Genomic DNA, 14,617 nt, shown 5'->3' on the forward strand with positions numbered 1-14,617 from the left:
AATAGATACGCAAAACCCCGGCGCTTGGCAGGCCGGGGTTTTGATCGGTGTTCGGTGTGTTTCAGAGGGGGGTTATTCCCACTCGATCGTGCCCGGAGGTTTGGAGGTGATGTCATAGGTACAGCGGTTGATGCCCTTGACTTCATTGATGATCCGGGTGGCGGTCTCACCAAGGAATTCATGGCTGAACGGGTAGTAATCCGCCGTCATCCCATCGACCGAGGTGACCGCGCGCAGGGCGCAGGCGTAGTCATAGGTGCGGCCATCGCCCATCACGCCCACGGTGCGCACCGGCAGGATCGCCACAAAGGCCTGCCAGATCTCGTCATAGAGACCGTGCTTGCGAATCTGGTCGATGTAGATCGCATCCGCCTCGCGCAGGATGTCCAGCTTGTCGCGGGTGATCTCGCCGGGGCAACGGATTGCCAGACCGGGGCCGGGGAAGGGGTGCCGTCCGATGAAACTGTCGGGCAAGCCCAGTTCACGCCCAAGGGCGCGGACCTCGTCCTTGAACAGCTCGCGCAGCGGCTCCACCAGTTTCAGGCCCATTTTCTCGGGCAGGCCACCGACGTTGTGGTGCGATTTGATCGTCACGGACGGGCCGCCAGAGAAGGAGACCGACTCGATCACATCCGGATAGAGCGTGCCCTGGGCGAGGAACTCGGCACCCTCGATCTGATCGGCGTATTTCTGGAACACGTCGATGAACAGTTTGCCGATGATCTTGCGCTTGGTTTCCGGGTCGGACTGACCTTCGAGTTCGCCGAGGAACAGCTCGGTCTCATCCGCGTGGATCACCTGAAGATTCATGTGATCGCGGAACATGCCGACGACCTCTTGCGCCTCGTTCTTGCGCAACAGGCCATGGTCCACAAACACGCAGGTCAGCTGGTCGCCGATCGCCTCGTGGATCAGGGCCGCCGCGACCGAGCTGTCGACGCCGCCGGACAGGGCGCAGATGACCTTCTTGTCGCCGACCTGTTGGCGGATGGTTTCGACCATCTGCTCGCGGTAGGCGCCCATGGTCCAGTCGCCCTCAAACCCGGCCAGACGCACGAAGTTCTCATAGAGCGTCTTGCCGTTCGGGGTGTGGTGCACTTCGGGGTGGAACTGCACGGCGTAGAAGTTGCGCTCCAGATCCGCCGTGATCGCAAAAGGCGCATTGGGCGAGGTGCCGTAGACCTTGAAACCGGGTGCGATTTCAGAGACATGGTCGCCGTGGCTCATCCAGACCTGTTCGGTCTGATCGAGGAACCAGCCGCTCAGCATGTCGATCCGCTCTTCGGTGGGCGTCACATAGGCGCGTCCGAATTCCGCGGTGCCATGACCGGAGAGAACGGTGCCGCCGAGCTGGTGCATCATCACCTGCTGACCGTAGCAGATGCCCAGGATCGGCACGCCGTAGTCAAAAATCTCCTGCGGCACACGGGGCGATCCCTCGCGCGTGACACTGTCAGGACCACCAGAGAAAATCACCGCCTTGGGCGCAAAGTTGCGCACGAAGTCCATGGTGACATTCTGGTAGGGGTGGATTTCGCAATAGACGCTCAGCTCACGCAGGCGACGCGCGATGAGCTGCGTTACCTGGCTGCCGAAGTCTATGATTAAGAGGCGGTCATGGGCTGTCTCGGTCATGCTTGGCTCTTAGGGTCTGGCGGGACGTCTGGCAAGAGGTCAGATCGGTCCCCGAGAGGGTTTTCGCGCGATTGCCGGCGGGCGGGGGACGTGCCGGGCGCGGCGGGGGCGCAAAATCCGAGTGCAAAGCCGCAAAATCCATGTCGGGATGTCGTATTTATGCGAGAATGGCCGTTATCCTTCGACGGTGCCAGCAATTGCTTCGATAATTAGTCTGCACAGAATTCATACTGTCGCGAGGTATAACAATGACAGATGCAGCACCACGTCGCCGCAGCCGGGGAGGCGGAGGCGCCGCCCGTCGCGCGGAACGGACCAGCGTCAAGATCGAGACAGCGAAATACATCGAACGGAACATTCCGAACTTCGAGGTGCTGGACGAAGAAGCGCTCCAGATCATCGAGACCAACGCCGAGACCATTCTCGAAGAGGTCGGCGTCAATTTCGTCGACAATCCGGCCGCTCTGGACCGTTGGCGCGAAGCCGGGGCCGACGTGCAGGGCGAGCGGGTGCGCATTCCGCGTGGTCTGGCGCGCAAACTCTGTGAAACCGCACCGAGCCAGTTCACCCAGCACGCCCGCAACCCCGAGAAATCCGTGGTCATTGGCGGCAAGAACCTTGTGCTGGCCCCGATCTACGGTCCGCCCTTCGTGCGCGATGCCAATGGCGGCCGCCGCTACGCGACGCTGGAAGATTTCCAGAAGTTCGTGAAACTCGGCTATATGTCCAAGTGGCTGCACCATTCCGGCGGCACCGTGTGTGAACCCACCGATGTGCCGGTGAACAAGCGTCACCTGGACATGCTGATGGCGCATATGGAGCTGAGCGACAAACCCTTCATGGGGTCGGTCACCGAACCGAGCCGCGCCCAGGACACCGTCGACATGTGTTCGATCCTGTTCGGCAAGGATTTCGTGCAGGAAAACACCGTGACCACCTCGCTGGTCAACATCAACTCGCCGATGACCTTCGACGAAGTGATGATGGGCGCGCTGGAAGTCTACGCGCGGAACAATCAGGCCTGCATCATCTCGCCCTTCATCGTCGGCGGCGCGATGGCGCCGGTGTCGGTCGCGGGCACGCTGACCCAGGTTCTGGCAGAGGTTCTGGCCGGCGTTGCCTACAGCCAGCTGATCCGTCCGGGCGCGCCTGTGATCTTTGGCGCCTTTGTGTCCTCGATCGACATGAACTCCGGGGCGCCCACCTTCGGCACCCCCGAGGCCTCGCTGGTGACCTATGGTGCCGGCCAGCTGGCGCGGCGCCTGAACCTGCCGTTCCGCTCTGCCGGGTCGTTCTGCGGCTCCAAACTGCCCGATGCGCAGGCCGCCTATGAGACCGCGAACTCGCTGAACATGGGGCTGCTTGCCGGTGTCAACTTCATGCTGCACTCCTGCGGTTGGCTCGAAGGTGGGTTGGTTGCCGATTTCGAGAAATTCGTGATGGACGCCGATCAGCTTGGTGTGCTGCATGGCCTCGCCAAGGGCGTGTTCGCCGACGAAAACCATCAGGCCATGGACGCCATCCGCGAGGTCGGCCCCGGTGGTCACTACCTCGGCTGTGCCCATACCCAGGCGAACTTCAAATCCGCGTTCTGGAAGTCCGAACTGCTCGACTACAAGCCGTTCGAACAATGGGAAGAAGAGGGCGCACGCGACACCTATAGGCTCGCCTCCTCCCGCGTGGATCACCTGCTTGCGACCTACAAGCAGCCAGAGATGGATCCCGCAATCCGCGAGGCCCTTATGGCCTATGTCGCGGAGAAGAAAGCCTCGATGCCGGATGCCTTCATGTAAGCCCGTCGGCGACATCTTTATATGATTCAAATTCGGCGCCCCTGTGGCGCCGTTTTTGTTGTCACCCGCCTACTGCATGTCTGTTTGCAACGCGCCAGTGCCCGCAGCCCGAGTCGCCAGGAACAGCCGGCTTTCCGCAGCCAGGGCGATCAGCACGTCCACGTGACGCACCAGCGAATACCCCGGGTCGCGGGTCTTTCGGGCGGCTTCCTGATGCGCTTCGAGATCGAGCAGCCGCATCAGGATCGGCGCCGGTCGTGAGGGGCAGCTCGCCCCCAGCAGACGTTTCAGGTCGCGGGGGCGGGAATACTCGCTGGCACCGATACGCGCCGCCCGGGACAGAAGCCGCGGCCGGCTGAGCGTGGTGAGACGTGTGGCAAGATCCTGCATGACATTCCCCTATTAACCTGTGAACAACAGGGGAATAATACTCAACCCCAGCGGGTGTTGCGGAAACGGGCAAAGCAGAGAACGGTGCATTTTCAATAGATTTGATAATCTATGGCAAGGTTTCACGGCCGTCATAATTCAATCGTTCGCGGGAAGGGAGGAGACACCCGGTGACATCCTGTCGCCGCGCCTCTGCCATCTGTGTCCCGGAACTCTATTGGGGGTCAATTATGGATGAGGTGACCGGACCGGAGCTGCCGGATTGGGTTTCTGTAGAGGTGCGTCGTTATCTGGAACATACCGTGGCACAGGTTTCGATCCGGGAACTGGCCCGCAAGGCGGACTGTCATGCGTCCACGGTGTTGCGACAGATCCGGCGGATGGAGACACTGCGCGAGGATCTGCTGGTCGACGGGGCATTGCAGCGCCTGACGGATGTCTTCTACGACCGCCCCTGCAACAAAGATGGTCCTTGCGGAAAAACGTATTTCTCCGAAGAGGATACGGTGCATTGTTTGACCTTGCTGTCGCATTCCGGGGCGGTGCTTGCGGCCAGCCGGGATATGCCCAAGGTGCTCATCCTGCGCGAACTGGACGATGAGATCCAAAAGACTGTCGTCGCGCGCGGTCTGGCCGAGGTGCTGGCGCTGCGCGACTGGATTGCCTGTTTTGCCTCCGGGCGCGTGTACCGGTATCGCATCACCAAGGAGGGGCGTCAGGCCCTGGCGGATCTGCTGGCCGCCGCGGAGCAGCGTCGCCGCAGCCGTCAGGAGAGCCTGACCCAATCCGGTGTGGCCGGGGTGATTGCGTGTCATGACACCGATGACCGGACGTCCCAGCGCCGGCCGCGATACGGTATCCAGGAAACACCGCTGCAAGTCCTGGCGCGGCTGACGGATCGCGATGGAAACCCCTTCCTCACCCCGGAAATGATCAGGGCAGGCGAGAGGTTACGAGAAGATTTTGAACTGGCTCAGATCGGCCAGCATGTTGCCCGGGAACAAGCGGTCTTTGCCGACAAGGGCTCTGATCAGGAACGGCACGACTTGCATCGACCGGCGCAGGAGGCGTTTCAGCGTGCGTCAAACGCGCTCTGTGCGCTTGGTCCCGGATTGAACGACATCGCGCTGCGGTGCTGCTGTCATCTGGAGGGGTTGGAGGCCGCGGAACGGGAGCTGGGCTGGTCAGCGCGGTCGGGTAAAATCGTGCTGCGCATCGCATTGGCGCAGCTGCACGAATACTACAGCGCGCTACCCCCGCAAAGTCAGATGATTGGCTGATGCAAATCACACTCTCTCGGCGCCATAAAAGAAACAGCTATTCACACGCTAGAATAATCACGCAAGAATTATTTGGGCCCTGGGGCGAATAGAGAACAAATGCGGGGTATTTAGAGGTTTGGGTTTGATGGAATTATAGGCTGTGCAATCACAGGTGGTTTTTGGCATGAAGAAATCAAAGATCTGTCCGAACGAAATCAATGGTCCTGAAGAACCGCAGAAAGAGCGGTTTTGATTTGGCGACGGCCCATTTCATAACGAAAGTTGAGCTTCACCTGCAAACGCGGTGACGACGTCGCTGGGGCACGGGCTGTCCTCGTCGGCGCGTCGGCAGCTTCGGCGCCGCGGGGGCAGGATTAGGTATTTAAAGGCAATTGGTTGCACCACGCTCAAACCGGCCATGCAGCACTGGTCGTGGTCCGCCGGTGCTGTTATGTTACGCTCCAGTACCTGCCGCAGTCACAAGGAAGACCCTGTGCGAGATCTGAAGATCCCGGAGCAGCGCCACCCGGAAAAGGCGCACCGTCCCGATAATGCTCAGCCGAAGAAGCCAAGCTGGATCCGCGTCAAGGCGCCGGGCGGCAAGGGCTATGCCGAGACTCATAAAATCATGCGCGAGAACAACCTCGTCACGGTGTGCGAGGAAGCGGGCTGCCCGAATGTCGGCGAATGCTGGAGCCAGGGGCACGCCACCATGATGATCATGGGCGAGATCTGTACGCGCGGCTGCACCTTCTGCAACATTGCAACCGGCCGGCCCGATACGCTTGATGCCTTTGAGCCGGGCCGCGTCGCGCATGCGGTGCAGAAACTCGGCCTCAATCACGTTGTGATCACATCTGTGGACCGCGACGACCTCGATGATGGCGGAGCGGAACATTTTGCCCAGACCATTCGTGCGGTGCGCCATCGCTCCCCCTCGACCACGATCGAGATCCTGACGCCCGACTTTCTGAAATGCGCCCCCGAGGTGCTGGAGACCGTCGTCGAGGCGAAACCCGATGTGTTCAACCACAACCTTGAAACCGTGCCCGGCCTTTACCCCGAGGTCCGCCCGGGGGCGCGCTATTTCCACTCGCTGCGCCTGTTGCAACGGGTCAAGGAGCTGGATCCGAGCATCTTCACAAAGTCGGGCATCATGGTGGGGCTGGGCGAACAGGCTCCGCAGGTGAAACAGGTGATGGACGACATGCGCGCTGCGGATGTGGATTTCCTGACCATCGGCCAGTATCTGCAGCCGACGCCGAAACACCACGCGGTGGATCGGTTTGTCACGCCGGAAGAGTTCGAATCCTATGAGAAGGCCGCTTATGGCAAAGGGTTCCTGATGGTCTCCGCAACGCCTCTGACCCGGTCGTCCTATCATGCCGGCGATGACTTTGCGCAACTGCGGTCGGCGCGGAACGCCAAACTCGGACTGGCATGACGCCGGACCAGCTGGGCCGCCTGACCGCGCTGCGGCATGGGTTTCACTCTGCGCCGGAACTGTCTGGCGCAGAACGGCAAACTGCGGCCCGTGTGGTCGATATCCTTGGCAGTTATGCGCCGGACGAGATTTTGACGGGTCTCGGCGGGCACGGTGTCGCCGCCGTGTTTCAGGGCCAGGAGCCGGGGCCGACGCTGGCCATCCGCTGTGAATTGGACGCGCTACCGATCCCCGAACAAACCGACCTGAGTTATGCGTCACAAGTGCCCGGAACTGCGCATCTTTGCGGGCATGACGGGCATATGGTCATGGTGCTTGCAGTCGCAGAGGCGTTGTCGGAACGTCGCCCCCAGTCCGGGCGCGTGGTGCTGATGTTCCAGCCGGCCGAGGAAACCGGCGAAGGCGCGATCGCTTATCGGGCCGATCCCAAGTTTGCAGCGATCGCGCCGGATATGATCCTGTCTTTGCACAATCTTCCGGGGCTTGCACTGGGGGCGGTTTCCCTGCCCAGGGCGGCTGCCAATTGTGCCTCTCGCGGTGCGCGCATCCGGTTGCAGGGGCGTACCTCCCATGCTGCGGCGCCGCAGGACGGGGTGTCGCCGGCTCCGTCGCTGGCGGTGCTGATGCAGGATCTGGCCGCTCTTGGCACCGGCGGCGATCTGGATGAAGAGTACGCGCTCACCACCGTGACTCATGCCAAATTGGGCGAGCCGACCTTTGGCGTTGCACCGGGTGTGGCGGAGCTCTGGGTGACCCTGCGCACTGTGACAGACGATAGAATGCAGGCGCTGACCGATACGCTCCTATCCCGGGTTGCCGCCTGCGCGACCAAACACGGGCTTGCGCATCAGATCACCTATCATGACGTCTTTGAGGCCTGCACCAATGCGCCCGAAGCGGTGGCCGTGATCGAGGCGGCCTGCCGCGCAGGGGACGTCCCGGTGACGCTCTGCGATCATCCGCAAGCGTTTTCAGAAGACTTTGGCCAATTTGCCCATTCGGCTAAATCCGCGATGTTCTGGTTGGGCGCCGGAGAGGATCATCCGCAGCTTCACAATCCGGACTATGATTTCCCTGACGCGCTGATCCCGATCGGCAGCGGCATATTTCTTAGGTCCATTTACAGCGTCTTGGGTTAGCCGCCGGTCACAGAGGTTGAACCGGCGCGCTTCGGCCCGTTGGCGCAACAGGCTCAGGTAAAGCGGACCTTGCCGATGTGGGGCAGGTTGCGATTGCGCTGAGCAAAATCGATGCCATAGCCCACGACAAATTCATCCGGGATTTCAAACCCGATCCAGTCGGCGCGGAAATCCACCTCGCGGCGGGAGGGTTTGTCGAGCAGGGCGATGGATTTGAGGCGCGCGGGCTTGCGGCTCTTGAGGAGGGAGATCACGTGGTTCAGCGTGTGACCTGTGTCGACGATATCCTCGACCACCAGCACATCCCGCCCTTCAATTGCGCCGCGCAAGTCTTTGAGAATGCGTACCTCTCGACTGCTCTCCATGCCGTCGCCATAGGAAGAGGCCTCAAGGAAATCCACCTCGATTGGCAGGTCAAGCTCTCGCACCAGATCGGCGATGAACACGAAACTGCCGCGCAGCAGGCCCACGACCACCAGCTTGTCTGTGTCGCCAAACTCGGCGGTGATGTCGCCGCATAGCTCTTCGATTCGTGCAGCGATGGCCTTGGCCGAGATCATTACATCAATGACATATGGTCGCTCTGACATGCTTGCCCCCTTGAATTTCGCACGCGTTCATAGGACACCACGCGCCACCTGTACAGAAGACGAATTGAGCTGAGATGCCAACACATTCGGAAACCCGACCGATGCCATATAGCGCCCAGCAGATGTATGATCTGGTGGCGGATGTGGGATCATACCCAAAATTCCTGCCGTGGTGCGCCGCCGCGCGCATCCGCAGCCGCACGCCGCAGGGTGCCTCCGAGGTGATGGAGGCGGATCTGGTGATTTCCTTCAAGGTGTTTCGGGAACGCTTCGGCAGCCGCGTGGTGCTGCACCCCGATGAACACAAGATCGACACCGAATATCTCGATGGGCCGTTTCGCTACATGAAGTCCAACTGGGCGTTTGTCGATCATGCGGATGGCGGTTGTGATGTGAGTTTCTTTGTCGATTTCGAGTTCAAGAACGCCGTGTTGCAGGGGATCATCGGTGTCGTCTTCAACGAGGCGATGCAGCGGATCGTGCGCGCGTTTGAACGCCGCGCGGCAGAACTCTATGGCTGAAGATATCAGGCTCTAACAAGGGGATTTTGGCGTTTTAGGCAGTGCGCCGTTCCAGCGCGCGCCGGAGCATTGCAAGCGCATGATCCCGGCTGGCAAGGCGCACCTTATCCCGTCCCAGCGGGCCAAAATCCACCAGTTCTGTCACCGTCTCTGCGCCGGATTGCGCCAGACCAAAACAGACGCGCCCTTCGGGTTTGTGCTCTGATCCCCCGGGACCAGCGATGCCGGTGACGGATACGGCAAAGGTGGTTCCCGCGGCGCGCTGCGCGCCTTCGGCCATTTCGCGCGCGGTCTCTTCGCTCACCGCGCCAAAATCCTTGAGTGTTTGGGCACTTACACCAAGCATCTGCATCTTTGCCGCGTTGGAGTAGGTGACAAACCCCCGGTCCACCACCGCAGAGGAGCCGGGAATATCCGTCAGCGCGGCGGCGATCATGCCTCCGGTGCAGCTCTCGGCGGTGGCAAGGGTTGCGCCTTGCGCTTTAGCAAGATCCAACAAGGCATTGAAATTCATAGCCCAAGCACCCCATGCGAGAACCCCGCCAGAAGGGCGACGCCAATCCCGGCCATGACCCCGGCGATCACATCATCCATCATCACACCAAACGGGCCTTTCTTGCGGTCCGCCCAGCCAACAGGCCCCGGTTTCCAGATATCAAAGAGGCGAAACAGGATGAAACCTGCAACCCAACCGGGCCACAGCGCTGTGATATCCAGACCGTGCAGCCACGCGGGCAGCGAGATCGCCCAGAGCGCCAGCATCTGCCCGGCGAGTTCATCCAGCACAAATTCCGATGGATCCAGATCTTCCTGGCCGCGAGTCATCTCTGTGGCGGCCCAGAGGCCAACAATGATCGCGAGGACCGTGATCACCGACAGCAGAGGAAAGCCACCAGCCACATGCAGCGCATAGGTCAAGGGCAGCGCGACCAGCGATCCCCAGGTGCCGGGGGCAGGGCGTAAATACCCGACACCACAACAGGTTCCAAGGAGTTGTGCAAGTGTCATGTGCGCACCAAAGTTGCGGTGGCAAGCGCCGCAATCCCCTCGCCACGGCCGGTAAAGCCCAGACGTTCGGAGGTTGTGGCCTTCACCGATACGCGGTCGCGATCGAGTCCCATGATCTCGGCCATTTGAGTGCGCATGGTCTCGGCGTGGGGGCCGATTTTGGGAAACTCACAGACCAGCGTACAGTCGACATTGCTGATGACAAAGCCTTTGGAACGGGCGAGCTCCACCGCATGACGCAGGAAAATCTCTGACGCAGCGCCTTTCCATTGCGGGTCGCTCGGCGGGAAGTGACGTCCGATATCGCCCTCCGCCATCGCCCCATAGAGCGCATCCGTTACCGCATGCATGCCCACATCGGCGTCCGAGTGGCCTTGCAGGCCGCGGTCATGGGGGACATTTATGCCGCAGAGGGTCACGTGATCACCGGGGCCAAAACGATGCACGTCGTAGCCGTTGCCCAGTCTGATATCCGGAATGCCGTCCATGCTGCTCCTCAATATATGTTCGGCGCGGGCAAAATCCTCGGGCCGGGTGATCTTGATATTGTTGACGTCGCCTTGTGTGATGCGGACGGGTAGCCCTGCCTTGCGCGCGACCTCCACATCGTCTGCCGCCACCTCATCCAGTGCAAGATGCGCCGCAAGGATTGCGTCAAAATGAAACGCCTGCGGGGTTTGCGCGGCAAACAAGGCGTTGCGGTCCTGGGTGCCGGTGACATGGCCCTCGGCCCCGGTCCAAAGCGCATCTGTCACCGCAAGCCCCGGTGCGGCGGCGGGGGCGCGATCCAGAGCGGAGAGTGTTTCATGGATCACCTGCGTGCTGACACAGGGGCGCGCAGCATCGTGGATCAGGACCCGCGTGATGCCGCGATCCTTGAGCGCGATCAACCCGTTGCGGACCGATGTTGACCGATCAGCGCCGCCATCGGCGTAGAGAAGGTCATTGTGACCTGCGAGCGCCTCTGCCGCGTGCTCATTCTCCGGATCGCGCACCACCATGATCGTGTCGCAGCCCGCACGTTGGAACGCTGCGATGGTCCAGTCGATCACCCGCTGTCCGGCCAAGGGGCGCCATTGTTTGGCCATGCCGCCGCCGGCGCGGGTTCCTTTGCCAGCGGCAACAATCAAAACGGCGATGGTCATGGCGAGAGACACGTCCTGAGCTGGGGCAATCTTTCGGCGTGTTTACGGTGCGGTGGATAAACTGGCAACGCCCCGAGGTGATATGCACAAAAATTAGGCAATACACCCGATATGCCGGGCTGGAATGGCGTGTTGGAATGGAGCATAGCTCCGTTTCAAGCTAATAAACACTCATATGCACAAGGATTAAGCATTTGTCCTTCTCAGTCGGACCCACACATCTCGATCCTCCCGTGGCGCTGGCGCCGATGGCTGGCATCACGGATCGTCCCTTTCGCGATCTGGTGCGCTCTTTTGGTGCGGGCCTCGTGGTGAGCGAAATGGTCGCCAGTCAGGAAATGGTGCAGGCCAAGCCCGGCGTGCGCGAAAAGGCAGAACTGAGCGCGGATGTGGAAAACACCTCCGTCCAGATCGCCGGACGAGAGGCCTATTGGATGGCTGAGGCCGCGCGACGGGTCGCGGGCAGTGGGGCGCGCATGATCGACATCAATATGGGCTGCCCGGCCAAGAAGGTGACCAACGGGTATTCCGGCTCGGCCCTCTTGAAGACGCCGGATCACGCGCTGTCGCTCATTGAGGCAGTGGTCGAGGCGGTCGATGTGCCTGTCACGTTGAAAACCCGGCTCGGCTGGGATGACAATTGTCTGAATGCCGCAGACGTGGCGCGCCGGGCGCAAGACGCCGGGGTGCAGATGGTCACCATCCACGGCCGCACGCGCTGCCAGTTCTACAAAGGGCAGGCCGATTGGGCAGCGATTGCCGAGGTTCGGAATGCGATTTCCGTGCCGCTATTGGCCAATGGCGACATTGTCGATGCAGCCACTGCGCGACAGGCGCTCGGGGCCTCTGGCGCAGTTGGCGTGATGATCGGGCGAGGCGTGCAGGGCAAGCCCTGGCTGCTGGCACAGGTCGCGCATGAGCTCTGGGGCAGTGCTGCGCCTGATATTCCCACCCAAGGGGATTTTGTCGACATGGTATCAAGGCACTATGAGGCGATGCTTGAGTTCTATGGCGAGGATCTGGGCCTCCGTGTCGCGCGTAAACACCTAGGCTGGTATATGGATGAGGCAGGCACGCCAACAGCCCTGCGGCGTGAGGTTTTGACCGCCAAGACCCCGGCAGAGGTGCTGCGCTTGTTGCCCGCAGCATTGCAGGATCAGACGCAGGAGGACGCGGCATGAATGCTGCGGATGTTCCTCACAGCACCGAATGTGCCATCTGGGCGTCGCTTCCGGTGCCGGCCTTTCTGGTCGATGCTGAAAACTGCATCGTGGATGTGAACTCTGCCGCCGAAGGGTTTATAAATTCCTCCCGCAAGTCTCTGATCGGCAAGCGGATCTGGCAGAAGGTCGCGATTGAAGCTGCGATTGAAACCGCGTTTGACAAGGCGCGCGCACAGGGCACGCCGCTATTTGTGAATGATGTCGATGTGGGCGCGCGCGAACGGGCGCCGCTGCAATGCGCGGTGCAGATCGCGCCGCTGCATGAACATCCCGGCCATATGCTCCTGATGCTGTCACCGCGCGAGCTGGCGGGGCGGATGACACAGACCCATTCGGCAAAATCCGCCGCCCAGTCAGCCATCGGCATGGCAGAAATGCTCGCGCATGAGATCAAGAACCCATTGGCGGGGATCACCGGCGCGGCGCAGCTGTTGAGCATGAACCTCGCGCCCGATGACCTTGAACTCACGGACCTAATCGTGAGTGAAAGCCGCCGGATCGTAAAGCTGCTTGAACAGGTGGAGCAATTCGGAAACCTCTCGGAGCCCGATTTGAAACCCGTCAACCTGCATGATGTTCTGGACCGCGCGCGCCGCTCGGCCCTGTTGGGGTTTGGCGCCCATATGAAGATCATCGAGAAATACGACCCCTCGCTGCCCCTGGCATGGGGAGACCCAGACCAGTTGTTGCAGGTGGTGCTGAACCTTCTGAAGAACGCCTCCGAGGCGGCGGGGACGACGGGCGGCACCATCACGGTACGCACCTACTACGAACATTCCTTCCGCCTGCGGCGCAGCGATGGGCAAGGCAAGCTGTTGCCGCTCCAGATCGAGATCAGCGACGACGGACCTGGCCTGCCGGAGAGTATCCGCGAAGACATTTTTGAACCCTTCGTCTCCGGCAAGGAGAACGGCACCGGCCTTGGACTGGCCTTGGTCAGCAAGATAATCGGCGACCACAACGGCTGGATTTCGGTGCGTTCCGAGCCCGGGAACACCACCTTCAGATTGTCGCTTTCGCGTGCACCGCGAGAGCAGAAATAACTCAGGAGAACAAAGACATGGACGGCACCGTTCTTGTGGCAGACGACGACCGTACGATCCGCACAGTCCTCACCCAGGCCTTGACCCGGGCGGGCTGCAAGGTCCATGCGACCTCCTCCTTGACGACGCTGATGCGCTGGGTTGGCGAAGGCAAGGGCGATGTGGTGATCTCGGACGTGATGATGCCGGACGGGAACGGGCTGGAGATGCTGCCAAAGATCGCCCAGGACCGTCCGGGCCTGCCGGTCATCGTGATCTCGGCGCAAAACACGATCATGACTGCGATCAAGGCTGCCGAGGCAGAGGCCTACGACTACCTGCCCAAGCCCTTTGATCTGCCCGAACTGATGAAGCGCACAGCCAAGGCGCTAACGGAGAAGCGCAGCGCACAGGTTGCCGGTCAGGTTGAAGTGTCGGAGGAGCGCCCGGATGAGCTGCCATTGGTGGGGCGCACCGAGGTGATGCAGACGCTCTATCGTCTGATCGCACGGGTGATGAACACCGATATGCCGCTGCTGATCACGGGTGAAAGTGGCACCGGTAAGTCTCTGATCGCACGGGCGATTCACGATTTCTCGGACCGGCGCACACTGCCGTTTGTGGTCGCCGATGCGGCGGATCTGATCGAGTTGGAGGGCCCTTCGCGACTGCTTGCCCAGGTGAAGGGCGGCACGCTGCTGATTGATGAGCTGGTGGATCTGACGGATGAGGCGCAGGCGCGTCTGGTTCGGATGATGGATTCCCCCGGCGATCACGCCCCCCGGTTCATCGCAACCACCAGTCAGCAAGATCTTGCTGAGCAGTTGGACGACGGCGCGCTGCGCCAGGATCTATACTATCGGATCTGCGGGTCGGAGCTTGTCGTCCCGGCGCTGCGGGATCGGGTCGAAGACATTGCCCTGCTTTGCGAGCATTTCCTGCTGCGCGCAGAGAGCGAAGGGGCCGCGCGTCGCGTCCTGAGTGAGGACGCCCGGGATCTCTTGCGACACTACGCCTGGCCGGGGAATGTGCGGCAACTGGAAAATATTGTGAAAAGGCTTGCGCTTACGGCGCGTAGCGAAGAGATCGGCAAGGGCGAGGTCGCCGCGGCGCTGGGGCCGCAGACCACCGGGGTCGAGCCCGTGATGGGGGGCGGCGCCAGCAATGAGAAGCTTTCGGATGCGGTGGCGCGGCATTTGCAGCGCTATTTCGACCTGCACGGCGACATGCTGCCGCCCCCCGGCCTCTATGCCCGCTTGTTGAAGGAAGTCGAAACGCCTCTGATCGAGATTTCGCTGGCCGCGACCGGCGGAAATCAGGCCAAATGCGCCGATTTGCTGGGGATCAACCGCAATACGCTGCGCAAGAAAATCACGGATCTCGATATTGAGGTGACACGCCGTCGCAAACTGATGTAATCTCGCCACAGAAGCGTGTCCGTGGCG

General features: G+C 61.2%; 14 protein-coding genes. 8 read left to right on the forward strand and 6 right to left on the reverse strand.

Features of this window, described 5'->3' with window-relative positions:
- Positions 1–72 precede the first annotated feature (72 nt).
- The gene (guaA, locus tag MHM88_RS01235) at positions 73–1,635 is read right to left on the reverse strand and encodes a glutamine-hydrolyzing GMP synthase (RefSeq protein ID WP_239359198.1); all 1,563 of its coding nucleotides are present in this window, start codon (positions 1,633–1,635) and stop codon (positions 73–75) included.
- A 248-nt stretch (positions 1,636–1,883) separates the two neighbouring features.
- On the opposite strand from guaA, the gene MHM88_RS01240 reads away from it, so the two are divergent.
- Positions 1,884–3,428, forward strand: a complete 1,545-nt coding sequence (locus tag MHM88_RS01240) for a trimethylamine methyltransferase family protein (protein WP_239359200.1) — start codon at positions 1,884–1,886, stop codon at positions 3,426–3,428.
- A gap of 69 nt (positions 3,429–3,497) precedes the next feature.
- Here the strand turns inward: MHM88_RS01240 and MHM88_RS01245 are convergent, their stop codons facing one another.
- Positions 3,498–3,818, reverse strand: coding sequence for a DUF6477 family protein (locus tag MHM88_RS01245; protein WP_239359202.1), 321 nt, complete (start codon positions 3,816–3,818; stop codon positions 3,498–3,500).
- 170 nt (positions 3,819–3,988) lie between these two features.
- On the opposite strand from MHM88_RS01245, the gene MHM88_RS01250 reads away from it, so the two are divergent.
- The 3 genes from MHM88_RS01250 (at position 3,989) to MHM88_RS01260 (ending at position 7,663) form a co-directional block, all read left to right on the forward strand.
- A complete protein-coding gene (locus MHM88_RS01250) occupies positions 3,989–5,098 on the forward strand; it encodes a DUF6456 domain-containing protein (protein WP_370687445.1) in 1,110 nt (369 codons plus the stop codon).
- A gap of 475 nt (positions 5,099–5,573) precedes the next feature.
- The gene (gene lipA, locus MHM88_RS01255; protein WP_239321544.1) at positions 5,574–6,524 is read left to right on the forward strand and encodes a lipoyl synthase; all 951 of its coding nucleotides are present in this window, start codon (positions 5,574–5,576) and stop codon (positions 6,522–6,524) included.
- Positions 6,521–7,663, forward strand: a complete 1,143-nt coding sequence (locus tag MHM88_RS01260) for an amidohydrolase (RefSeq protein ID WP_239359204.1) — start codon at positions 6,521–6,523, stop codon at positions 7,661–7,663. Before lipA ends, MHM88_RS01260 begins: the two co-directional genes overlap by 4 nt.
- 53 nt (positions 7,664–7,716) lie before the next feature.
- On the opposite strand, the gene hpt is transcribed toward MHM88_RS01260, so the two are convergent.
- Positions 7,717–8,253: a hypoxanthine phosphoribosyltransferase gene (gene hpt, locus MHM88_RS01265; protein WP_239321541.1), complete on the reverse strand. Its 537-nt coding sequence runs from the start codon at positions 8,251–8,253 to the stop codon at positions 7,717–7,719.
- A gap of 74 nt (positions 8,254–8,327) precedes the next feature.
- On the opposite strand from hpt, the gene MHM88_RS01270 reads away from it, so the two are divergent.
- Positions 8,328–8,774 (forward strand): type II toxin-antitoxin system RatA family toxin, encoded by a 447-nt coding sequence (locus MHM88_RS01270; protein ID WP_239359206.1) that lies wholly within the window; start codon positions 8,328–8,330, stop codon positions 8,772–8,774.
- Positions 8,775–8,808: 34 nt separating this feature from the next.
- On the opposite strand, the gene MHM88_RS01275 is transcribed toward MHM88_RS01270, so the two are convergent.
- Genes MHM88_RS01275 through MHM88_RS01285 form a run of 3 tightly spaced genes read right to left on the reverse strand, consistent with a single transcriptional unit; the run spans position 8,809 to position 10,927 of the window.
- A complete protein-coding gene (locus MHM88_RS01275) occupies positions 8,809–9,288 on the reverse strand; it encodes a CinA family protein (protein WP_239359208.1) in 480 nt (159 codons plus the stop codon).
- Positions 9,285–9,782 carry a phosphatidylglycerophosphatase A gene (locus MHM88_RS01280; RefSeq protein ID WP_239359210.1) on the reverse strand — a complete coding sequence of 166 codons (498 nt, stop codon included), beginning with the start codon at positions 9,780–9,782 and terminating at the stop codon, positions 9,285–9,287. Before MHM88_RS01280 ends, MHM88_RS01275 begins: the two co-directional genes overlap by 4 nt.
- Entirely contained in the window at positions 9,779–10,927 is a 1,149-nt protein-coding gene (locus MHM88_RS01285; protein WP_239359212.1) for a bifunctional 2-C-methyl-D-erythritol 4-phosphate cytidylyltransferase/2-C-methyl-D-erythritol 2,4-cyclodiphosphate synthase, read from the reverse strand. Before MHM88_RS01285 ends, MHM88_RS01280 begins: the two co-directional genes overlap by 4 nt.
- A 194-nt stretch (positions 10,928–11,121) precedes the next feature.
- Between MHM88_RS01285 and dusB the strand changes: the two genes are divergently transcribed.
- The 3 genes from dusB to MHM88_RS01300 are packed head-to-tail and all read left to right on the forward strand — an operon-like array spanning position 11,122 to position 14,590.
- Positions 11,122–12,108 (forward strand): tRNA dihydrouridine synthase DusB, encoded by a 987-nt coding sequence (gene dusB / locus MHM88_RS01290; protein WP_239359214.1) that lies wholly within the window; start codon positions 11,122–11,124, stop codon positions 12,106–12,108.
- Complete coding sequence (locus tag MHM88_RS01295) at positions 12,105–13,193, forward strand: nitrogen regulation protein NR(II) (RefSeq protein ID WP_239359223.1); 1,089 nt, start codon at positions 12,105–12,107, stop codon at positions 13,191–13,193. Before dusB ends, MHM88_RS01295 begins: the two co-directional genes overlap by 4 nt.
- 17 nt (positions 13,194–13,210) lie before the next feature.
- A complete protein-coding gene (locus MHM88_RS01300) occupies positions 13,211–14,590 on the forward strand; it encodes a response regulator (RefSeq protein ID WP_239321527.1) in 1,380 nt (459 codons plus the stop codon).
- Positions 14,591–14,617: the final 27 nt, after the last annotated feature.

It is taken from the genome of Epibacterium sp. MM17-32 (assembly GCF_022348205.1).
Classification (GTDB): domain Bacteria; phylum Pseudomonadota; class Alphaproteobacteria; order Rhodobacterales; family Rhodobacteraceae; genus Epibacterium.

Coding starts and splice junctions, on each gene's coding strand:
- MHM88_RS01240 (WP_239359200.1), top strand. CDS start 1,884: ATGACAGATGCAGCACCACGTCGCCGCAGCCGGGGAGGCGGAGGCGCC.
- hpt (WP_239321541.1), bottom strand. CDS start 8,253: ATGTCAGAGCGACCATATGTCATTGATGTAATGATCTCGGCCAAGGCC.
- MHM88_RS01300 (WP_239321527.1), top strand. CDS start 13,211: ATGGACGGCACCGTTCTTGTGGCAGACGACGACCGTACGATCCGCACA.
- guaA (WP_239359198.1), bottom strand. CDS start 1,635: ATGACCGAGACAGCCCATGACCGCCTCTTAATCATAGACTTCGGCAGC.
- MHM88_RS01260 (WP_239359204.1), top strand. CDS start 6,521: ATGACGCCGGACCAGCTGGGCCGCCTGACCGCGCTGCGGCATGGGTTT.
- MHM88_RS01245 (WP_239359202.1), bottom strand. CDS start 3,818: ATGCAGGATCTTGCCACACGTCTCACCACGCTCAGCCGGCCGCGGCTT.
- MHM88_RS01295 (WP_239359223.1), top strand. CDS start 12,105: ATGAATGCTGCGGATGTTCCTCACAGCACCGAATGTGCCATCTGGGCG.
- MHM88_RS01275 (WP_239359208.1), bottom strand. CDS start 9,288: ATGAATTTCAATGCCTTGTTGGATCTTGCTAAAGCGCAAGGCGCAACC.
- MHM88_RS01285 (WP_239359212.1), bottom strand. CDS start 10,927: ATGACCATCGCCGTTTTGATTGTTGCCGCTGGCAAAGGAACCCGCGCC.
- MHM88_RS01270 (WP_239359206.1), top strand. CDS start 8,328: ATGCCAACACATTCGGAAACCCGACCGATGCCATATAGCGCCCAGCAG.
- MHM88_RS01280 (WP_239359210.1), bottom strand. CDS start 9,782: ATGACACTTGCACAACTCCTTGGAACCTGTTGTGGTGTCGGGTATTTA.